The sequence below is a fragment of the Micromonospora sp. NPDC049900 genome, from assembly GCF_044461025.1.
In the GTDB taxonomy this organism is placed as follows: domain Bacteria; phylum Actinomycetota; class Actinomycetes; order Mycobacteriales; family Micromonosporaceae; genus Micromonospora.
Genome location: NZ_JBITKM010000014.1, coordinates 83,754 through 103,485 on the forward strand (window position 1 = coordinate 83,754; position 19,732 = coordinate 103,485).

A 19,732-nucleotide genomic window follows, 5' to 3' on the forward strand; every position below is an offset into this window, starting at 1 on the left:
GATGCCAGCTCATCGCGGCACCCGCCAGCGGCGTACGGCCAGCAGCAGCCCGGTGATGATGGTCGCCGTGATCAGCATCAGCACGATGGTCACCAGCGAGCCGTACGCGAAGCCGGAGAACTCGAAGGCCTGGTCGAAGATGTAGACCGGCAGGTAGAGCGTGGCGTTGGCCGGTCGCCCGTCGGTCAGCACGTACGCCGGGACGAAGTTCACCTGGAGGGTGAGCACGATGTCCCGCACCGCCAGCAGCACCAGTACCGGGGCCAGCAGCGGCAGGGTCAGCCGACGCAGTTGCCCGAACGGCCCGCACCCCTCCAACGCCGCCGCCTCGTACAACCGACCGGCGAGCAGCCGACGGGCGGCCAGCACCACCACGAAGCCCTCGCCGATCGGGAAGGCGAGCATCAGCACCACGCCCACCCGGGCGGTCGTCGGGTCGGCCAGCCAGTTGTAGCCGGCGTGCCCGAAGAGCCCGAGCACCTGGTTCAACGGCCCGTACAGCGGATTGAGCACCCAGAGGAACAGCACCGCGAGCGCCACGTCCGGCACGACCGTGGGCAGGTACACGGCGGTGCGGAACCAGCGACCGCCGACGCGCGGCGCGGCGAGCAGCAGGCCCAGCCCGACCGCCGCGACGAACCGCACCGGCACGGCCAGCGTCACGTGCACCAGCGACGCCTCCAGGCTGTCCAGCAGGAAGCGGTCGTCGAGCAGCCGCCGGACGTTGGCCAGCCCGACGAACTGCGGATCGCGGGTCAGGCCGGTGTGGTCGGTGAACGCGTACCCGACGTTGAGCAGCACCGGCACCGCGATCAGCAGGAGCACCGCGACCGCGTACGGGGCGAGGAACACCCAGCCGGTCACCGGCGCACGGGCACGCCTCACCGGCGCCGCCCGTCGGCCGCGTCGAACAGGTGGCGCCGGTCGACCCGCAGCCGGATCTCGGCACCGGGCCCGACGCCGGGGCGCGGGCCGGTGCGCACGGTCAGCCGGGTGCCGTCCGGGCAGCGGGTCAACAGGATCGCCTCGCTGCCCAGCGCCTCGACCGCCTCGACGGTGGCGACGACCGGCCCGGCGTCATCGCGTACCAGATCCTCCGGGCGTACGCCGACCGTCGTCGTCGGGTCGCCGCCGAGCACACCGCCACCGGGGACCAGGTTCATCGGTGGGCTGCCGAGGAACCCGGCGACGAAGGTGTCGGCCGGGGCGTCGTACACCTGCTGCGGCGGGCCGACCTGCCGGATGCGCCCGGCCGACAGCACCACCACCCGGTCGCCGAGGGTCATCGCCTCGTGCTGGTCGTGCGTCACGTGCACGGTGGTGGTGCGCAGTTCCCGGTGCAGGGCGAGCAGGTCCGCCCGGGTGGCGAAGCGCAGCGGCGCGTCCAGGCTCGCCAGCGGCTCGTCCAGCAGATAGACGCTGGGGTCGCGCAGCAGCGCCCGGGCCAGCGCCACCCGCTGCCGTTGGCCGCCGGACATCTGGTCGGGACGGCGGTCGAGCAGGTCGGCGATGCCCAGCCGGTCGGCGGCGGCCCGTGCCCGCCGGTCCGCGTCGGCCCGCCGCACCCGGCGTACCCGCAGCCCGAAGGTGAGGTTGCCGAGCACGGTGAGGTGCGGGAAGAGCGCGTAGTCCTGGAACACCATGGCCACCGCGCGGCGGTGCGGCGGCACCGTGGCGACGTCGACACCGTCGAGCAGGATCCGGCCGGCGTCCGGCCGCTCCAGCCCGGCGATCAGCCGCAGGATGGTGGACTTGCCCGAACCGGAGGGCCCGACCAGGGTGAGCAGTTCCCCGGCCCGGACCTCCAGGTCGACACCGTCGACGGCGACGGTACGCCCGTACGACCGGGTCAGCTCCTCCAGCCGGATGACCCCCGTCACTTGCCGACCGGCAGCGCGAACAGCGGACGGACGGTCTCCTCCAGCCGACGCAGCCCTTCCTCCCGCTCCACCCGGCCGTAGAACACCTCCTCCAGCCGGGTGTTCGTCTCCTTCTCCACCCGCGACCAGGTGCCGGTGCGGGGCGTGGCCCGCAGGTGCGGTTCGGCGTCCAGATAGACCTGCGACGAACGGGGCGGTCGGGCCGGATCGAGGAAGGCGGGGGAGTCGGCCACGTCCAGCCGGGACGGCACGGTCCGCCCCGACTCGGCCAGCACCCGCTGCCCGGCGGCGCCCATGGCGTACTCGATGAACCGCCACGCCGGTCGGTGATCCGGCAGGCCGGCGCTCATGCAGTACGCGTCGCTGTGCAGGATCGACGCCGGTACGCCGCCGGGGGCCACCGGAAGCGGCGCGGCATCCCAGGTGAACCCGTCGATCGTGCGCAGCGTGGGCACGGCGACCCGGCTGTTGAGATACATGCCGAGCGTGCCGCGCAGGAAACGGGCCTCGCTCGACTCGCTCTGCTCCTCCGCGTCCGGCGGCACGACGCCGTGGCGCAGCCGCAGGTCGAGGAACCAGTCCACGGCAGCGCGGGCGGCCGGGTCGTCACGCAACGTCAACCGGGTCGGCCGGTCCGGATGGTCGACCAACTCGCCCCGGTTGGACCAGACGAACGGCGCCAACCGGGCGACGGACGCCTCCACGCCCACCCCGTACCGGCCGTCGCGGGTCAGCGCCTTCCCGGCGGCGAGGAAGTCGTCCCAGGTCCAGCCGGGGCGCGGGACCGGCACCCCGGCGGCGGCGAACAGGTCGGCGTTGTAGTAGACGACCAGCGAGGACAGGTTCTGCGGCAGGCAGGTCAGCTCCTCGCCGTCGAACCGGAACGCGTCCAGGGCGCGGGGACTGAAGTCGCTCGCCCGGATGGTGTCGCTGCCGTCCAGGTAGGACTGCGCCGGCTCGATCGCCCCCTGCGCCGCGAATTGCCCGTACCGCCGGTAGTTGAGCAGGAACACGTCCGGCGGTCGGCCCCCCGCGAACGAGGTGGTGAGCCGCGCCATCAGCTCGTCCTGGGTGGCGACGGGGGAGAGCGTGACCGGCACGTCGGGGTTCGCCGCGGTGAAGCCGTCGACCAGCGTGTGATAGCCGGCCACCTCCTCCGCGTCGCCGAACAGCACCACGGTGATGCCGCGACGTTCCGCGGCCCGCTCACCGGACGAACAGCCGGCGGCGACGAGCAGGACGGTGAGCAGCGCCGCACAGGTGCGCCACCGGGTCGGGGTCATCGGCGTCCTCTCGGTCGAAGCGCCGCCAACGGGTCGTCGGCGAGCAGGACCCGCTGGGCGAGCAGGAAGACCAGCACGCACGGCGCGGTGGCGACCACGCTGCCGGCCATCAGCAGCGGCCAGTCCGTCGGGTTGAGCAGCAGCAGGAAGCGCAGGCCCAGCGGCCAGGTGTACCGGTCGCCGCTGGTGAGGTAGAGCAGCGGGTCGATGAAGTTGGACCAGTGGAAGGTGAAGGCCAACACCGAGACCGCCAGCGTGGCCGGTTTGACCTGCGGCAACGCCAGCCGCCGCCAGATGGTCAACCAGCCCGCCCCCTCCAGGCGGGCGGCCTGCAGCTGGCTGTCGGGGATCCCACCGAAACTCCACGCGTACAGCAGCACGAGGAACGGACTGACCGCCAGCGCCGCCGGTGCCAGCAACGGCAGGTACGTGTCGACCACCCCGGCCAGCCGGAACACCTCGAACCGGGTCGCCCAGACCGCCGTGACCGGCACCAGCAGCAGCACCAGCAGCCCGGTCAACGCCCGCCGCCGCGAGCGCCGGGACAGCAGCCGCAGCCCGAACCCGCTCAGCGCGGCGACCAGCACGGTCAACGGCACGGCCAGCGCCACCACCAGAGCCGAGTTCGCCAGGTAGCGGAAGATCGGGATCAGGTCCGGCAGGCGGGTGTACGCGGCCGTGGTCGGCGCGGTCGGCCACCACTCCAGCGTGCGCGGAGGTGGGGCACCGGTGGGGCGCAGCGAGCCGACCACCATGAACCACAGTGGGGCGACGAACAGCAGCGCGACCAGGGTGGGCAGCAGGTACCGGCCGAGCCAGCGTGCCCTCACCGCGTCGCCCCCTCCCCGCCGTCGCACCGGACGCCCCGGGTTCCGCCGAACCTATGGACCGCCTCGCCGCCCGGTCATCGGTCACCTGTCGGAGATCTCCGCCGCCGCTTGCTACGCCTGTCGGAGCCGACTGCTCACTCCGCACCGCCGTGCCGCTCCGCCAGTCGGGCCAGTTTCAGCGCCAGGTGCAGGCAGAGCCGTTCGCCGCCGTCCTTGAGGTCGGTGCCGGCCAGCTCCTCGATCCGTTGCAACCGGTAGTAGAGCGTGGTCCGGTGCAGGCGCAGGTCGGCGGCGGTGGCGTGGGCGTTGCCGGCCCGGTCCAGGTAGTGCTCCAGGGTGGTCAGCAGCGTGTGGTGACCCGGCGTGGACACCAGCCGGGCCAGCCCCGGATGGACGTCGGCCACGGTGAGCTGCTGCTCGCCCAGCCGGGCCAACACCCGGTAGACGCCCAGCCCGGCCCAGGCGACCACCCGACCCAACGCCGGCAGTTGCGCGCCGACCCGCGCGGCGTGCAGCGCCTCCACGTACGACTCGACCACGTCGGCCAGCCGTGGCCTGGTCCGGCCCACCCCGACCACGGTCCGCTCCACGGAACCCAGACTGCGGGTCACCTGTTGCAGGTCGTCGTCGAGTTGTCGGGCGGCCACCTCCGGTGTCGGCCGACCGGCGGCCGGTTCGGCCGGCAGCAGCAGCACCCCGTGGTCGTGCCGGACCAGGTGCAGCGCCTCCCGCGTACCGGCCCGGCGACGCGCGGCCACCAGCGACTGTTCCAGCGCGATGCGGGCCCGCTCGTCCGGCTGCCGTTCCTCGGGCGCGACGAGTCGGGCGACCAGCGCGGTCCGTGGACCGTCAGCATTGATCATCCCGGCCTCCAGCAGCGCCCGCACCGCCTGGTCGCGGGTGCCGGGGCTGTCCGCCAGCAGGGTCCGGGCCGCCTCGGTCTCGCTCTGCGCGGCCAACTCGCCGAGCAGGTTCTCCCGGTACAGCGCCAGCGACAGCTCCTTAAGCAGGCCGGTGGCGGCCAGGTCGACCTCGGTCATGGTGCCGTCGGGGTCGATGAACCAGACGAAGCCGAGCAGCAGGTCGTGGTGGCGTACCGGCACGCAGAGCCGGGGCAGCAGGTCCAGTTCCGGGCTGGCCGGGGTGCGTACCGCCCGGCGGGCGTCGGTGATGCCGAGGCCGCGCAGCCAGGCGATGACCTCCGGTGCGGTCTGCCGCCGCAGGATCGAGGCCCGGCGGACCTCGTCCATCAGGCCGGTCTGCTCGCTGTAGACGACGACGCGCTGCCGTCGGTCCTCGATCAGTGCGGGACGGCCGACGTGGGCGGCGACCGCGTCCACGATGCGTTGCAGTTCGCCCCGCACCGCACCCCCTCTCCCACGACGTTCCACCGGTTCCGGCGCACGGCATGATCGAATCTTGTCTACACCGGTGGAGAGCGTCGGGCCAGGCCCATTCGTTACGGATGCGTGTCCGCCGACGCGCGCCTGGGTGGATCTCCGCACTAGCCTTGTCGGCTATGAGCATCAACGTGTGGAGCTACCTCACCGAGTACGAGGCGGAACGCGACGAGCTGCTCGAAGCTGTCGACAAGGTGTTCCGATCGGGTCAACTGGTGCTCGGGGAGAGCGTGCGGTCCTTCGAGACGGCGTTCGCCGCGAAGCATCAGCGGAGTCACTGCGTCGGCGTCGACAACGGCACGAACGCGCTGGTGTTGGCGCTGCGCAGCCTCGGTGTCGGGCCTGGGGACGAGGTGATCACCGTGTCGAACACGGCCGCCCCCACGGTCGTCGCGATCGACGCCGTCGGTGCGACCCCGACCTTCGTCGACGTACGGCCCGAGACGCAACTGATGGACGTCGGGCACCTGGCCGCCGCCGTCACCGAACGCACCCGCTGCATCCTCCCGGTGCACCTGTACGGGCAGGCGGTCGACATGCCGGCGGTGCGCCAGGTCGCCCAGGACTTCGGGCTGACCGTCCTGGAGGACTGCGCCCAGGCCCACGGGGCCCGTCAGGACGGCCGGATCGTCGGGTCGTTCGGTGACGCGGCGGCGTTCTCCTTCTATCCGACCAAGGTGCTCGGCGCCTACGGGGACGGGGGTGCCGTGGTCGTCGACGACGACCAGGTGGACGCGACCCTGCGAAGGCTGCGGTACTACGGCATGGCGGAGCGCTACTACGTCGTCGAGACGCCCGGGTTCAACGCCCGCCTCGACGAGGTGCAGGCCGAGATCCTGCTCCGCAAGCTGGCGCGGTTGGAGCAGTACGTCTCGGCCCGGCGCGCGATCGCGGCCACCTACGACGAGGCGTTCGCCGACACGGACCTCGGCCTGCCGACCGTGGTGCCCGGCAACGAGCACGTCTACTACCTGTACGTCGTGCGGCACCCCGCCCGCGACGAGATCATCCGGCAGATGAAGGCCGCCGGGATCACGCTGAACGTGAGCTATCCCTGGCCGGTGCACACCATGAGTGGCTTCGCGCACCTGGGACAGGGGGTCGGCTCGCTGCCGGTCACCGAACGGTTGGCGAACGAGGTCTTCTCGTTGCCGATGTATCCGACGCTGGCGGCGTCGGACCAGGCCCGCGTGATCGACGAGCTGCGCGCCGTCCTGTCCCGGCTGTGAACACCACCGGTCAGCTCACTGGTCGGCTCGCTCGAAGACCGAGATGACCAGTGGGCTGTCCGACTCGACCGGGGTCCGCTCCCAGTCGCACCAGCGCTCACGCAACCGCAGCCCGGCCAGCCGAGCCATCAGGTCGAGTTCCGCGGGTGATACCCCACGGCCGTCGAACGGGACGACGCGCATCAGGTTCTCGCCGTAGATGATCTCGCGGATGTGGAACTGCTGCGACAGCGGGTCGACCTGGTAGGCCCAGAGCACGGTGGCGTTCTCACCCAGGTGCGCGGGCATCACCCCGAAGTCGCCGGGTGCGCGGGCGAAGGTCTCCAGCACCAGCAGACCGTCGTCGGTCAGCATCTCGGCGGCGTTCAGGACGCACTGCGTCTGTGCGTCCTGGGTGGTCAGCAGCAGGAAGGTGTTGTCGAGACAGGCGACGAGTCGGTACCGGCCGTCGACCGCGATCTGCGGCAGTTCGCTGAGCGCGGTCCGTACCGAGTCGCCGCCGGGCTTGCCGGCCAGGGTCTTCAGCATCGCCGTCGAACTGTCCACACCGGTCACGGCCAGGCCGCGAGCGGCGAGGGGGATCGCGACCCGGCCGGTACCGACGCCCAGTTCGAGGACGGGCCCGTCCTCGGCCAGGTCGGCGAGGGTCGTCACCATCGAATCGGGCGCCTCGGCGCCGTAGACGAAGTCGAAGAGTTCGGCGTAGCCATCTCCGTACGTTTCTGCTGCCATGTCGGCTCCTGCCAGTGAGGGGTCGGGATTGGAATGCCCCGTGCACACATCAGCACACCCGACGGACCCTCCACAAGGGGCTGACACCGATCACCCGGAAACCACGCGGGGCACCCGGAACCCGATCCGTCGTGCGATCAGTTCCGGGTGCCCCGACCTGGTGAAACGGCCGGACGCGACGTCCGACCACCATTCACACCCGTCAACGGGTGCCGTGCTGCGGTCCTACTCCGCCGGCGGCTCGTACTTCGGGTTCTCCCACACGAAGTTGACCTTGTTGCCGGCCGGGTCCACGATCTCGGTCAGCTTGATGAAGTCGTAGTCCTGGATCTCACCGACGGGCACGCCCGCGCTCGCGAGGCTGGCCACCTGGGCGTCGATGTCTTCCACACCGACGACGATGTTGGTCCGGCCGGTGGTCTCCGGGTCCAGCGAGACCTGGATCCAGGCGTTCTCTGCGATCTGCCACTCCGCGACGCCCTCTTGGGGCTCGACGTCGGGGTCGCGCCCGATCCACTGCTTGTACCAGGCGACGGCAGCGGCGTGGTCGGAGACTGGCAGAACCGCCGTGACACTCTTCAGGTTCGGCACGTGGGGCTGTCCCTTCAGTTGGTTGCTCGTCAATTCCTGCGCCGCGCAAGGCGGTAGGCGAAGGTGTACGTTAGCAGCGTTTCATACATTTCGGTCTGTCGCTGGGCGACGGAGTCGCGTGTCGCGATCCGGATGAAGCCACACTGTCGACAGTGTCCGTAGCGGTCGGACCCGCCCCACCGCCGCCGACCGCGAGCGCCGCCGCACCCGGCGACGGGTGCGGCGGCGGCGTCGAGCGAGCCTCTGCCCGGCGACGGGTCAGTCCGTGACCACCCGGCGCAGGGCGGTCTCGGTGAACACCTTGATGGCGACGACCTCGTTGTCGGCGTTCGCCATCGGGACGAGGCCCTCCTGGAAGTAGGAGAAGCCGATCGGCGGGACCTTGTTGACCGTCGCGAACATGTGCGCCGCGTCCGGGTTGTGCAGCGTACCCATCGGCGTCTCGACGGCCAGGTAGATCATCTGGTGGCTGCGCACCGTCTCACCGGCGGCGAAGTCGATCCCGAGCGGGATCTCCAGACGGCCGACCGACGGCGGCAGGTTGACGTCGAACGACCGCCCGACGCCGAGGGCCACCTTCTGCCCGGGGAACAGGATCTGACTGGTCGCCTCGGCCCGGTAGGACTTGATCTCGAGGTCGAGCCGGAGGGCGCCGTTGAGCGTGAGCACCGGGTCGTGGAGCTGGATGACGCAGGGCGACTCCGGGAACTCGAAGCGCTCCCGCGGCATCGTCGTGTCGTTGGGGTCCTTGCCGGCGACGACCTCGATCGTGGTCTGTGCGATCGCGTGGTAGCCGCGGCTGCCGTCGGCGAAGGTGCGCCGAGGCGTCATGACCTCGAGCACCTGGGCGGCGCGGCCCCGCAGGGCGGCGGCCGGGTCGGCGATCTCGCTGGGGAGATCCCGGTCGAGCTCTTCGAGGAGCATGTCACCGATTTTGATCATCTCATCGGACCTTTCGTGCGAGTCGTCTTGACGGGTGTGATTGCTGCCGGACCGAGATTCGCTCGTAATCGCAACCCTAGGAGCGCATTGCGGAATCGGGCACCGGTGAATCACGCCAGTCGATCCGACAGGCGCGCCAGAAAACATGGCGCACCCGTGACACCGGCCGACACGGTTACGACGCGGTCCGCGTGATCCACGCCGGACGCCAGGCCACGGCCCTGACGAGCGCCTAGCATCCGCTACATGCCTTGCAGAGCCTGTGGCGACGCGGTGACGCAGTTCCTGGATCTGGGCCGGCAACCGCTGTCCGACGCATTCCGCATTCCCGACGATCCCTCCGACGAATTCTGGCTTCACCTCAGGGCCGTGGTCTGCCACGGATGCCACGTCGTCCAACTCGCCGATCCGGTCCCGGTCGAGCGGATGTTCCACGAGGAGTACCCGTTCCGCACCTCGTCGTCGAGGCGGATGGCGTCGCACTTCGCCGCGACCGCCGAGCGCCTCGTCGCCGGGCTGGAGTCACCGGATCCCTTCGTGGTCGAGATCGGCAGCAACGACGGCACCATGCTCGCCACGATCGCCGAACGCGGCATCCGACACCTCGGCATCGACCCGGCGGCGAACATGGTGGACGAGGCGGTGGCCCGCAGGGTCAACGCGCGTGCGGAGTGGTTCGACGCCACCACCGCCGCCCGGGTACGCGACGAGTTCGGCCCCGCCGACGTCGTCTACGCGGCGAACACCATGTGCCACATCCCCGACCTGCACGGCGTCTTCACGGGCCTGGAGACGTTGCTGGCCGACGACGGCGTGGTGGTCTTCGAGGATCCCTACCTCGGTGACGTGCTGCGTCTCGGCTCGTTCGACCAGATCTACGACGAGCACTTCTATCTCTTCTCGGCCACCTCGGTCGCGCGGATCGCCGCGCTGTACGGGTTCGCGCTGGTGGACGTCGAGCACCTCGGCGTCCACGGTGGCGAGCTGCGCTACACGCTCGCCCGGGGCGGCCGTACCCCCACGCCCGCCGTCGGCGCGCTGATCGCCACCGAGGACCGTGCCGGGACACACGAACTGTCCCGGCTGCAGGCGTTCGCTGCCGGCGTCGCCGACCGCCGCGAGCAGCTCCGGGACGTCCTGGCGGACGAGCGGAAGGCCGGCCGCAGCGTCGCCGGATACGCCGCCACCGCGAAGAGCGCCACCGTGCTGAACTACTGCGACATCGGGCCGGGACTGCTGCCGGTCGTCTACGACACCACACCGGAGAAGCAGGGCCGGACGACTCCCGGTTCCGGCATCCCGGTCGAGCCGTTCCCGCAGAACCTCGCCGACTACCCGGACACCTTCCTGCTCTTCGCCTGGAACCACGCCGACGAGATCGTCGCCAAGGAACAGGAGTTCGTCGAGCGCGGCGGTCGGTGGATCCGTTACGTGCCGGAGGTGCGGATTGACTGACCGCCGGGTGGCCACCCCGTCGCATCTCGTCGAGTCGCGTGCCGACCCGTCGCTGCTCGACGAGATACGACACTGGCGTGAGGCGATGGGCCGCATCCGGTACGCGCGACCGTCCCGGCTTCCCCTCGATGACGTACCGGGCTGGATCACCGGGGCCGAGGAGCCCGCCCTCACACACGGCAGCGGTCGATTCTTCGCCGTCCGGGGGCACCGGGTGCGGACCGAGGACGGCCGCCACTCGTGGATGCAACCGATGGTCGACCAGCCGGAGATCGGCCTGTTGGCGATCGCGGTGACCCGCTCCGACCGGGGCTACGCGGCGCTCGTCCAGGCGAAGGCCGAACCCGGCAACATCAACGGCATCCAACTGTCGCCGACCGTGCAGGCGACCCGGAGCAACCGGGAACGGGTGCACGGCGGCCGACCGGTCCCGTACCTGGACCTCTTCGACCCGGCCACGGCGGACGTCGTCGTCGACTCGCGGCAGTCCGAGCACGGTGGCGTGTTCTGGCGCAAGCGCAACCGGGTGATGATCGTCCGGACCCCACGCTTCGCGCCGCAGGAGGGTTTCCGCTGGATCGACCTCGCCGACCTGCTGGCGCTGCTGCACGACGACGACCTCGTGCACGCCGACACCCGGGCCGTCCTGGGCTGTGCGCCGTGGACGCTGCCCGGTGAGTTCGCCCTGTCCGGGGCGCGGCTGCCGGTCCTGCCCCGAACCCTGGCCGCTGCCGCCCGGTGCGACGTACGGCCGCTGGCCCGCTGGCTCTCGGCCGAGCGTGCCCGGCAGTCGTCGGTCTCCGTCCGCGTCGCCCTGCCGGACCTCGAGGGCTGGCGACGCGGCGCGGACGCGCTCCGCCGCGACGACGGTACGGGCTTCGAGGTCGTCGCGGTCAGCGTCGACGCGGCGGGACGTGAGGTCGACCAGTGGTGCCAACCGATGATCCGGCCGGTCGGGCTGGGCGTGGTGGGCCTCGCCGTCGCCGACCATGGTGGTGAACTCCACCTGCTCATGCAGGCCTGTCCCGAGCCCGGCCTCGTCGACGACGTCGAGTTGGGGCCGACCGTGCAGATCGCCGGTGGCGAGACGCCACGGTCCGGCGCGGAGGCGGAGCTGCTGGCCCGCCTGCTCGACAGTCCGGCGGAGGCGGTCCTGTTCGACGCGGTCCTGTCCGACGAGGGCGGACGCTTCCTGCACAGTCGCTGTCGGCATCTCGTCGCGTTGGTCGACCACCACGACGCCCCGGCGGGCTTCCGGTGGTGCCCGGTCAGCGAGGTGATCGCCATGCTGGTGCACAGTCACCAGGTCAACATGCAGGCGCGCAGCGCGCTGGTGTGCCTGGTCGGTGCGGTGGCGGGCGAGTCGCGGTCGAGGACGACACCGCTACCGCGACCGGCCGCGCGTACCGCGGCCTGACCCGCGTCACCGGCGGCTCGGGGCCGCCGACCCGGTGACCGAGGGCTGCCGGTCCACGCGGTGTGCGCTGTCGGCCAGCACCGCCCTGGTGGCGGTGCCGTTGCGGGTGCCGGACCCACGACGACCGTCGTCCGCGGCACGTTCCCGCATGGCCTCCATGGAGCCGTCGAGCAGACCGTGCCGGGCGGCGACCACCACGGCCTCGTGCCGGTTCGACACGCCGAGCGTGCGGTACAGCTCCTGGAGGTGTCGGAACATCGCCCGGGTCGAGAAGTTCTCGTGGCTGGCGAGCCGTTCGACGCTCCATCCGCTGGCCAGCGCCGCCAGGCGCAGCACGTCGGACTCGTCGACCGACAGCTCCGTCTCGGCCCGACCGGGCCGACTGAGCAGGTCGACGGCGACCGCCCTGGGCAGCCGGACGGCGCCGGCCCACGTCGCCTCCAGCGCGGCCACGATCTCGTCCGGAGACGCCGCGTAGTCGACGACACCCCAGGCCCCGGCGTCGAGCGCGCGCCGGTAGTCGTCGGCGGCGGGGTCCACGAGCAGGGCGAGCAGCGCCACCTGCTCGTCGTGCGCCCGGAGCGCCGCGAGCACGTCGACGTCGGACTCGCTGCGGATGGAGAGCAGCACGGCGAGGCGGTACTCGGTGGGGTGGGCCGCCCGCCGGAACCGCCGGATCCAGGCGTAGCAGTCGCCCGGCTCGGCCGTCTCGTAGCCGGCGTTGTCGAGTTCCCGCGCGATGCCCTGCCGGTAGGCGGGGATCGGGTCCCGGATGGCGCAGACGTGCCGTGGCCTGCTCATGCCGATCGCTCCGGGACCGGGAGTTCGGTGCGCAGCCGATGCTGCCAGGCCACGTAGCCGCCGTCGCGGCTGGCGTCCCGCTCGGGCGGCGCGAGGCACCGGTCGGTGACCGTGGTGACCCAGCCGGCGTCGGACCGGCCGAGCTGGTCGAGGAACCGCGCGAAACTGCGGGGTGAGGCTTCCCGGCGTGCGGTCAGGCCGAACGCGACTCCCTGGAGAAAGGCGCGTCGCTCGCTCTCCTGATCCGACGGTGCCGCCGGGATGCGCCGCATCCGGCGCATCCCGGCGAAGGCGGTCGCCAGGCCGAGACCGGCGTACAGCTCCGGTCTGAGCGCAGGGGCCAGCCGCGCGCGCTGGTCCTCGATGACCTCCGGTCGACCGCCGGCGACGAACCAGAGCGCCCGACCGTAGCCCTGTGACCACAGCGCCCGGTACTCCGCCTCGGGGAAGGGGCAGGGCACGTCGAAACGCGGTGGCGCGGCGTTGAGGAAGCACGTCGCGAACGCCATGCCGTCGACACCGAGGCCGGTGAACAGGCTGTCCTGGCGCCAGAGCGGACTGCGTCTCATCGCGCGCGCGGCGAACGGCCGTACGGCGTACCACCAGCCCCAACCCGCGAATATCAGGTACCGGTGGCCGGGCAGCGTGGCGAGCAGGCGGTGGTGTGCCGTACGGGCCCGAATCGGATAGAGCGTTCCCGCCGCGGCGAGCGCCATCGCGGCGCCCTCGACATAGAAGGGGGCGAGATAGTCGTCCGCCATACCGTCCACCCGAGCGCTCACCGCCGCCGGATCGTACGCCCGCAGGGTGTCGTTGAAGCCGGCCGCGAACTCGCGGCTGATCGCCCGGACGAGGTCGCCCGCGGCGGCGTCGACCGGTGTGAACAGCGCGAGTCGACGGTCGAGCCGCTCGTCGGTGAGTGCCATCCGGGCCGCGATGCGCGACCGCACCCGGTCGCCGGTGCCGGTCATCGGCGCGGGTTCTCGGCGTGGACCCGCTCGATGAAGCCGACCGCCGCGTCGTCGATCGGCGGCACCGTCAGCGTCCGGGCCTGCAACCGGCGGGCGGCCCGCCGGTACGCCGGATCGCCGAGGACGGTGGTCGTCGCCGCCGCGACGTCCTCCGGCGTGAAGCTCGTCCAGTCCAACTGCACGCCCATGCCGTGCTGCGTGAAGCGGTTGGCGATCTCGAAGGCGTCGAAGAGCAGCGGCACCGCGACGACGGGTACGCCGTTGACGATCGCCTGGCGGGCGGTGGCCGGGCCGGCGTGGGTGAGCAGCATGTCGACCGAGCGCATGAGCAGCGCCTGGGGCACCCACTCGACGACCCGGACGTTCTCCGGCACCGGGACCCCTTCGATGATCTCCTTGCCGTGCCAGTCCAGTCCCTTGCCGGTGGAGACGATGACGTTCGCGTCGACCGCGCCCATGCCGGCGATCACCTTGGCCAGCGGCGGCCCGTACGAGGGGATCGTCGAGGCCGCCGTACCGAAGCTGGCGTAGACGAGTGGTCGCTCGTCGTCGACCAGGTCGCCGATCCACTCCGGCAGCACCTCGCCGCGCCGGACGCCGTCCACCCGGACGGTGAACACGTTGGGCAGTTCGAGTTCCTCCGGCGCGAAGGTCGGCGACAGCATGTTGAGGTGGCCGTACGCGTACTGCCGCAGGCCGTCCGGGTCCGGCGGCAGTCCGAACTGCTGGCGGCGGCGGTCGAGGGCGGCGACCACACCCTTGCCGAGCATCATGCCGTTGAAGTCGAGGACCCCGACGGTGACGTGCGGCAGTCCGGCCCGTTCGGCGGCGAGGTAGCCGCCGAGTTCACCGGTGTCGCGCAGCACGATGTCGGGATTCCAGTCCGCGATCGCCCGGGAGACGTCGTCGCCCATCGCGACACACGCCTCTCCGCAGAACAGCTCGGCCATGAAGTTCTGGGTGAAGTCCTCCATCTCATCGGGGAGGACGTCACCGTCGAGGCTGTCGAGGAAGTCGCCGACCCAGTCGGGACCGGCGGTGATGTGCTCGATGCCGAGCGCCTCGACGGTGGCGGCGAAGCGTCCCGACACGGCGATGGCGACGTCGTGGCCGCAGCGCTTCGCGGCCTCCGCGACGGGGATCAGTTCCAGCAGGTGATCGTGGGCCGGCAGACTGCTGAACAGCAACCTCATGTCGAGTCGTTCCTCCGTGGTCGGTGGTGCCCTGGGCGGTGGTGCGGGACGCGGGTCGTCATCGGCGGTCGGCGCCGTTCGCGAGACGGGTGACGGCGAGATGCGCGGACTCCATCGCGCCGTCGAGGAAGGGATGGTCGATGACGTCGACACCGGCGACGGCGATCCGTCCGACACCGTCGGCGAGCCGGCCCCTGGCGTCGGTCGTGGCACTGCCGTCGCCGGGACGGTCACGCGAGGTGGCGTACCGGGCGTAGCCGTGCGGCCACAGCTCGACGCGGAGGTCGGCGATGTCGCGGTCGGCCACGAAGCCGCCGGGCGCGAGCGCCTCCGCCAGCAGGTTCCGCAGTTCGGTGGCGATCTCCTGGGATGCCCCGGCGGCGTACAGCCGTCGCCGGCCGGCGGCCGCGCCAGCGGCGGGTGCGGTACCCGCCACGGTGAGCGCGCCGAGCGCGGTCGCGGTCGTCGGCTCGTCGGGTGACGGCGACGGTGCGCAGGCGCCGATGGCGACCGGGAACTCCAGCCCGGCGATCTGCCAGGTGGGGTGACCGGGCCAGGAGAGCCGGGAGACGCCGAGCGACTGCCACGCGCGCCAGTTCCGCAACGCGACGGAGGCCGACACGATCGGGTACCGGCCGAGACAGGCGGCGGTGGCCCGCTGCTCCGGACCGAGTTCCGGGACGAGCCGCGCCGTGGTGTGGGCGGGTGCGGCGACGATCGCGGCCCGCGCCCGGTACGTGATCGTGGCCGCCCCGGCCCCCTCGACCTCGACCTCGACCGTGTCGGGGCCGACGTGACGCAGCGCGGTGGCCGTGGCGTTCAACCGGATCCGTACCTGGTTGTCGGGGCGGTCGAGCGCGTCGACGGACATCTCGGCGGTCAGCCGGTCGTCGACGGTGTCGGCGTCGAACAGGTCGGGCACCAGGTGGTGGGCGAGGGCCCGGGCGACGGTGGCGTTGCCGTCCGGGAAGCGGAAGATCGGTGGGTCCAGGTGCGGGAAGAACCTCGCGCCGGTCCGGGTCAGTCCCGCCCACGGCGTGCCGCTGGGGCGGACCCCGATCCCGTCCAGGCCCAGATATCCGATGAGCGCGGCGTCCAGGGCGGGATGCTGGTCGAAGGTCATGCCCGACTGCGCCGACGTGCTGTACCGCAGGAACCGGTGGGTGTCCTCGTCGAGTTCGGCGAAGTCGCGAAGAACCTCGTCGCAGCTACGCCGCCGGAGTTCGGCGAGCTTCTCGTCATCGGTCCGGCCCGCCAGCCAGTCGGTGGGTTCGTCGACCAGCGCCGCGACCTGCCCTCTGGCCCTTGCCGCGAGCGGCGCGTCGGTGAGGTCCACGGCGTCGGACGGGCCGTGGGCGGCCAGGTGGCTTCGCCCCCAGACCGACGCGGCGAAGGCGAGGCCGTGGCCGCCGGCACCCCGGTCGGTGTAGTGCCGCGCCACCGTGTCGGTGTGGAAGCGGTCGGTGTCGACGCCGACGGTGGCCAGGGCGGACCGCACGGCGGGGGCGAAGGCGGAGGGGAAGGTGAGTTCCTGGGCGCCGCCCGGCGAGACGAGCCGCCGTCCGTCGACGTCGAAGGTGTGCCGGATCGCGGGTCCGCCGAGCTGCGTACCGGCCTCGACGATCAGCACCCGCGCGTCCCGGTCGACATCGGTGATCCAGTAGAAGGCCGCCGACAACCCGGCGACGCCGGCACCGACGACGATCAGGTCGAACTCGGGTGTGGTCGTCATGGTCGGCCTCCTGCTCGCGGCGTGACGATGGTCAGCGGCCGGCCCGACGGGTCCAGGGTCCACCGCAGGCACGTCGAGAAGGTGCCCGGCTCCTGCTGCTCGGCCCACTGGTCGCCGACCAGGGTGGCGAGTGCGGACCGGCGCGGCGACCAGTCGAGCACCGCGCGGGCCGGACGCAGGTCGCAGGCGGGACGGTCGTCGACGTCGGCGCGTTCCGGCAGGTGCCGACGCTGCACGCGCCGCCGGGTGACGCGTTCCACGGTCGTGAGGACGGCCTCGATCGTGGACAGCCGGCCGCTGCCGATCTCGACGGCCCGGTAGCCCGCGACCGGGCGGCGGGCGGCACAGACGACCGCCCGCGCCGCGTCGAGGACGTGCAGGTAGTCGCGGCCCGACGAGCCGTCGCCGTAGACGTCGAACGGCCGGTTCTCGTCGGCGGCACGAAGCGCCGCCGCGACGATGCCCCGGTCGGTCGGCGTGCGCGGCCCGCCGAGGGCGTTGAGCCGCAACGAGACACCGAAGCCGTACCGTTCGACGAGTTCCTCGGCGGCCAGCTTCGACTCGGCGTAGGCGGCCCGCTCGGAGTGCCGTCCGGTCGGGCCCAGACCACGGACCATCGCGGTCGACGCGAACACGAACCGGCACCTGCTGGTCCCGGCGACGGCGTCGAGGAGCAGACGGGTCGCGTCGACGTTGCACCGGGCGTAGGTGCGGGTGGTCCGTCGACCGGGCTGCAACGGTGTGGCGGCGGCGAGATGGCAGACGGCGTCGACCTCGGCCACCGCCCGGCGCAACGCGCGGCCCGGACCGGCCACCGCCACGCCGAGTTCCCGACCCGGGAAGGTGGTGACGTGGTCACCGAGGGCGGCGAACGCCTCGGTGACCCACCTGCCGAGGAAGCCCGTCGCCCCGGTGACCAGGACCCGCACCGGCCGCGGGGTGGCCGCCGCGACGGCCGGTACGCGACCGGGAGCCTCCGGCGTCCGCGATCCGCTCACGGCGTGCCCGCCCCGGCGGCGACGGCCACCATCACCAGCTCCGGGCCGGCGCTGTTGACCTGGATCTGCGCGTCGATCCCGGCGGTGTCGAAGTACGCCCGCCAGGCGGCTGCCGGATGGAAACGGCTGCCCCGCCGACATGCGTCGGCCGACAACGGCAGCAGGTTGAAGATGAACTCCTGGTGCACGAGGTCGCCGGTGGCGCAGAGCGACTCGCTGAGCACCAGCGCGCCGCCGGGCCGGACCAGCGACCGGAGGTGGCGCAGGGTCGACGGGATGTCGGCGGCGACGTGCAGCGCGTTGACGGCGAGCACGACGTCGTAGCCGTGCGGGGCCAGGCCCTGGTCGTCGGCGAGGTCGAAGTCGAACCGGCGGAACTCCAGGCGTACCGGGGCCGGGGTGTTCCCGCTGTGTCTGCGGCGGGCGCCGACCAGCAGGCTGGCGCTCATGTCGGTGACCGTGTAGTCGTAGGTGCCGCGCAGGTCGTCGGGCCAGTGCGCCAGCAGGTGTGCCGTCGCCCCGCCGGTGCCGGCGCCCACTTCGAGGATCCGGGTGCCGCCACCGGTGCGCAGGGTGTTCTCGACCGCCGCTGCGGCGGCGGCGTTGAGCGGCCGGTACAGCAGGTTGTCGGACTGGAAGTAGCCGTGCCACAGCCGCATGCCCGGCCCGGCGAGCAGGATCTTGCGGCCGGAGGAGGTGCCGTCCAGGAAGCCGGGGTACGCCCCGGCGGCATGGCGCAGCAGGTCGACCGTCGGCGCGTGGCTACCCGCCGACGGGTCGAGCACCGGTGTGGTCCGGGGGAGCGTCCGGCGTTCGGCGGCACGGCGGAGCCAGGCGACGCAGTGTCGGCGATGCTCGTCGGTGGGGTTCACCGCCTCGGGGTCGAGCGTGTCCAGGATCGACTGCGCGAGGTCGCCGGTCACCTGCCACGCGTCGGCGCACGCGTCGAGGTACGCCTCGTCCACGTGGGCGTCGACGTGGCCGGTGTCGGTCCGGGTCCGGTCGGTCATGTCAGATCGCCTCCAGGACGATCGCGCCGTAGAACCCGCCGAAACCGACGGCGGACTTGACGGCGTACCGGATGTGCTTCGACGTCCAGCCGGTGGGCAGGTCGAGGCCGTGGGCGGACTGCGCGCCGGGTGTCCCGGGCAGCCGCCGCTCCGCCATGGCCTTGAGTAGCAGGGCCGTCTCCAGCAGCGATGACCCGCCGAGGTTGTGCCCGACGTAGGGCTTGAGCGGCAGGCACACCGGTTGCCGGGTCTGGTCCGGCCAGAGACGCCGGATCGTCCGGGCCTCGTAGGTGTCGATCATCCGGATCCCGGTGCCGTGCGGTACGACGACGTCGACCTGCGCCGCGTCGAGGGCCGCCTCGCGCAGCGCCCGCCGGATGGACCGGCCCTGGTTGCCGCTCGCCGGGTGGGGTGCGCTGATGCGCCATCCGTCCTGCGTGAACCCGGCGCCGCGCAGGCGACCGTAGATCCGGGCGCCACGACGTCGGGCGTGCTCCTCGTCCTCCAACACGACCGCGGCGCCACCGTCGCCGAAGACGGTGCCGGACGCCGCCGGGTCGAACGGCCGGGGGACCCCGTCCGGCGCGTACAGGCCCATGTCGGCGAACCATCGGAACTTGCCCGAGCTGAGTGGGTCGTCGGAGGCCACCGCGACGGCCAGCGGGGTACGGCCGAGCCGGATCTGGGTGGCCGCGTTGTCGATCGCGGTGAGGCCCGACGCGCACGCGGAGTTGACGAAGCCGCACTCGCCGCCGACGTGCAGTGCGCGAGCGACGAGATAGGGCGCGAGGAACGTGTTCAGCGCGAAGATCTGCTCGGACAGGTCGGTGTAGCCGGCCTGTGCCGTGCCGGTGTCGTGCTCGGCCACCGCCCCGTACAGCGTGCGGGCCAGACGTTCGACGCCCGGGTGTTCGTCGGCCACCACGAGCCCGACCTCCCGCAGGTCGAGGTCGGGGAAGGTGCGCAGTCCGGCGTCGTCCATGGCGAGTCCGGCCGCGGCGACGAGGTGCTTGATGTCGCGTTGCCGGTCGATGCCTTCGCGTTCGAGCTGGGCACCGTCGACGTACGTCTCGGTGACGTCCGCGAGGCGGTAGTCCGGCGCCATGAAGACCTTGAACGTGCCGTCCTCCGGACGCGCGGAGGGCAGCTCGACCATCTGGGCGCACGGCGGGTCGGTTTCGATCGTGCGCCAGGTCTGGTCGATGCCGATGCCGGCGGCGCTGACGACGCCGAGTCCGGTGATTACCACTGGCCTGGTCATCCGCGCC

The 19,732-nt window shown here is 72.0% G+C and carries 18 protein-coding genes; 3 read left to right on the forward strand and 15 right to left on the reverse strand.

The genetic code is table 11. The features are described 5' to 3' along the window. Positions 1–9: 9 nt before the first annotated feature. The 5 genes from ACIBMZ_RS24790 to ACIBMZ_RS24810 all read right to left on the reverse strand — a co-directional run bounded on the left by ACIBMZ_RS24790 (position 10) and on the right by ACIBMZ_RS24810 (position 5,357). Positions 10–885, reverse strand: a complete 876-nt coding sequence (locus ACIBMZ_RS24790; RefSeq protein WP_396697661.1) for a carbohydrate ABC transporter permease — start codon at positions 883–885, stop codon at positions 10–12. Further along, positions 882–1,880 carry an ABC transporter ATP-binding protein gene (locus ACIBMZ_RS24795; RefSeq protein ID WP_396697663.1) on the reverse strand — a complete coding sequence of 333 codons (999 nt, stop codon included), beginning with the start codon at positions 1,878–1,880 and terminating at the stop codon, positions 882–884. Before ACIBMZ_RS24795 ends, ACIBMZ_RS24790 begins: the two co-directional genes overlap by 4 nt. Further along, a complete protein-coding gene (locus tag ACIBMZ_RS24800) occupies positions 1,877–3,163 on the reverse strand; it encodes an ABC transporter substrate-binding protein (RefSeq protein ID WP_396697665.1) in 1,287 nt (428 codons plus the stop codon). The genes ACIBMZ_RS24795 and ACIBMZ_RS24800 overlap by 4 nt, the downstream gene beginning before the upstream one ends. After that, positions 3,160–3,993 (reverse strand): carbohydrate ABC transporter permease, encoded by an 834-nt coding sequence (locus ACIBMZ_RS24805; RefSeq protein ID WP_396697667.1) that lies wholly within the window; start codon positions 3,991–3,993, stop codon positions 3,160–3,162. The genes ACIBMZ_RS24800 and ACIBMZ_RS24805 overlap by 4 nt, the downstream gene beginning before the upstream one ends. A gap of 134 nt (positions 3,994–4,127) precedes the next feature. Beyond that, a complete protein-coding gene (locus ACIBMZ_RS24810; protein WP_396697669.1) occupies positions 4,128–5,357 on the reverse strand; it encodes a PucR family transcriptional regulator in 1,230 nt (409 codons plus the stop codon). Between the two features lie 155 nt (positions 5,358–5,512). Between ACIBMZ_RS24810 and ACIBMZ_RS24815 the strand changes: the two genes are divergently transcribed. After that, positions 5,513–6,622: a DegT/DnrJ/EryC1/StrS family aminotransferase gene (locus ACIBMZ_RS24815; RefSeq protein WP_396697671.1), complete on the forward strand. Its 1,110-nt coding sequence runs from the start codon at positions 5,513–5,515 to the stop codon at positions 6,620–6,622. A 15-nt stretch (positions 6,623–6,637) separates the two neighbouring features. Here ACIBMZ_RS24815 and ACIBMZ_RS24820 read toward each other — a convergent pair whose 3' ends face one another. The 3 genes from ACIBMZ_RS24820 to ACIBMZ_RS24830 all read right to left on the reverse strand — a co-directional run bounded on the left by ACIBMZ_RS24820 (position 6,638) and on the right by ACIBMZ_RS24830 (position 8,869). Continuing rightward, positions 6,638–7,354: a class I SAM-dependent DNA methyltransferase gene (locus ACIBMZ_RS24820; RefSeq protein WP_396697673.1), complete on the reverse strand. Its 717-nt coding sequence runs from the start codon at positions 7,352–7,354 to the stop codon at positions 6,638–6,640. A 225-nt stretch (positions 7,355–7,579) separates the two neighbouring features. Next, positions 7,580–7,945 carry a VOC family protein gene (locus ACIBMZ_RS24825; protein ID WP_396697675.1) on the reverse strand — a complete coding sequence of 122 codons (366 nt, stop codon included), beginning with the start codon at positions 7,943–7,945 and terminating at the stop codon, positions 7,580–7,582. Between the two features lie 258 nt (positions 7,946–8,203). Next, on the reverse strand, positions 8,204–8,869 hold the full coding sequence (locus ACIBMZ_RS24830; RefSeq protein WP_396697677.1) for a hypothetical protein: 666 nt from the start codon (positions 8,867–8,869) through the stop codon (positions 8,204–8,206). 264 nt (positions 8,870–9,133) lie between these two features. Between ACIBMZ_RS24830 and ACIBMZ_RS24835 the strand changes: the two genes are divergently transcribed. Then, on the forward strand, positions 9,134–10,342 hold the full coding sequence (locus tag ACIBMZ_RS24835; protein ID WP_396697679.1) for a class I SAM-dependent methyltransferase: 1,209 nt from the start codon (positions 9,134–9,136) through the stop codon (positions 10,340–10,342). After that, on the forward strand, positions 10,335–11,759 hold the full coding sequence (locus tag ACIBMZ_RS24840; RefSeq protein ID WP_396697681.1) for an NDP-hexose 2,3-dehydratase family protein: 1,425 nt from the start codon (positions 10,335–10,337) through the stop codon (positions 11,757–11,759). The genes ACIBMZ_RS24835 and ACIBMZ_RS24840 overlap by 8 nt, the downstream gene beginning before the upstream one ends. Before the next feature lie 6 nt (positions 11,760–11,765). Here the strand turns inward: ACIBMZ_RS24840 and ACIBMZ_RS24845 are convergent, their stop codons facing one another. The 7 genes from ACIBMZ_RS24845 to ACIBMZ_RS24875 are packed head-to-tail and all read right to left on the reverse strand — an operon-like array spanning position 11,766 to position 19,725. Continuing rightward, positions 11,766–12,560 (reverse strand): DNA-binding response regulator, encoded by a 795-nt coding sequence (locus ACIBMZ_RS24845; RefSeq protein WP_396697683.1) that lies wholly within the window; start codon positions 12,558–12,560, stop codon positions 11,766–11,768. Next, entirely contained in the window at positions 12,557–13,531 is a 975-nt protein-coding gene (locus ACIBMZ_RS24850) for a DUF1702 family protein (protein WP_396697685.1), read from the reverse strand. The genes ACIBMZ_RS24845 and ACIBMZ_RS24850 overlap by 4 nt, the downstream gene beginning before the upstream one ends. Next, complete coding sequence (locus tag ACIBMZ_RS24855) at positions 13,528–14,724, reverse strand: glycosyltransferase (protein WP_396697687.1); 1,197 nt, start codon at positions 14,722–14,724, stop codon at positions 13,528–13,530. Before ACIBMZ_RS24855 ends, ACIBMZ_RS24850 begins: the two co-directional genes overlap by 4 nt. 58 nt (positions 14,725–14,782) lie before the next feature. After that, positions 14,783–16,456 (reverse strand): NAD(P)-binding protein, encoded by a 1,674-nt coding sequence (locus ACIBMZ_RS24860; protein ID WP_396697689.1) that lies wholly within the window; start codon positions 16,454–16,456, stop codon positions 14,783–14,785. Beyond that, the gene (locus ACIBMZ_RS24865) at positions 16,453–17,454 is read right to left on the reverse strand and encodes an NAD-dependent epimerase/dehydratase family protein (RefSeq protein WP_396697691.1); all 1,002 of its coding nucleotides are present in this window, start codon (positions 17,452–17,454) and stop codon (positions 16,453–16,455) included. Before ACIBMZ_RS24865 ends, ACIBMZ_RS24860 begins: the two co-directional genes overlap by 4 nt. Then, positions 17,451–18,464, reverse strand: a complete 1,014-nt coding sequence (locus ACIBMZ_RS24870; RefSeq protein ID WP_396697693.1) for a class I SAM-dependent methyltransferase — start codon at positions 18,462–18,464, stop codon at positions 17,451–17,453. Before ACIBMZ_RS24870 ends, ACIBMZ_RS24865 begins: the two co-directional genes overlap by 4 nt. A 1-nt stretch (position 18,465) precedes the next feature. Further along, positions 18,466–19,725, reverse strand: a complete 1,260-nt coding sequence (locus ACIBMZ_RS24875) for a beta-ketoacyl-[acyl-carrier-protein] synthase family protein (RefSeq protein WP_396697695.1) — start codon at positions 19,723–19,725, stop codon at positions 18,466–18,468. Positions 19,726–19,732: the final 7 nt, after the last annotated feature.

Coding starts and splice junctions, on each gene's coding strand:
- ACIBMZ_RS24845 (WP_396697683.1), bottom strand. CDS start 12,560: ATGAGCAGGCCACGGCACGTCTGCGCCATCCGGGACCCGATCCCCGCC.
- ACIBMZ_RS24830 (WP_396697677.1), bottom strand. CDS start 8,869: ATGCTCCTCGAAGAGCTCGACCGGGATCTCCCCAGCGAGATCGCCGAC.
- ACIBMZ_RS24835 (WP_396697679.1), top strand. CDS start 9,134: ATGCCTTGCAGAGCCTGTGGCGACGCGGTGACGCAGTTCCTGGATCTG.
- ACIBMZ_RS24815 (WP_396697671.1), top strand. CDS start 5,513: ATGAGCATCAACGTGTGGAGCTACCTCACCGAGTACGAGGCGGAACGC.
- ACIBMZ_RS24820 (WP_396697673.1), bottom strand. CDS start 7,354: ATGGCAGCAGAAACGTACGGAGATGGCTACGCCGAACTCTTCGACTTC.
- ACIBMZ_RS24855 (WP_396697687.1), bottom strand. CDS start 14,724: ATGAGGTTGCTGTTCAGCAGTCTGCCGGCCCACGATCACCTGCTGGAA.
- ACIBMZ_RS24860 (WP_396697689.1), bottom strand. CDS start 16,456: ATGACGACCACACCCGAGTTCGACCTGATCGTCGTCGGTGCCGGCGTC.
- ACIBMZ_RS24850 (WP_396697685.1), bottom strand. CDS start 13,531: ATGACCGGCACCGGCGACCGGGTGCGGTCGCGCATCGCGGCCCGGATG.
- ACIBMZ_RS24800 (WP_396697665.1), bottom strand. CDS start 3,163: ATGACCCCGACCCGGTGGCGCACCTGTGCGGCGCTGCTCACCGTCCTG.
- ACIBMZ_RS24870 (WP_396697693.1), bottom strand. CDS start 18,464: ATGACCGACCGGACCCGGACCGACACCGGCCACGTCGACGCCCACGTG.
- ACIBMZ_RS24875 (WP_396697695.1), bottom strand. CDS start 19,725: ATGACCAGGCCAGTGGTAATCACCGGACTCGGCGTCGTCAGCGCCGCC.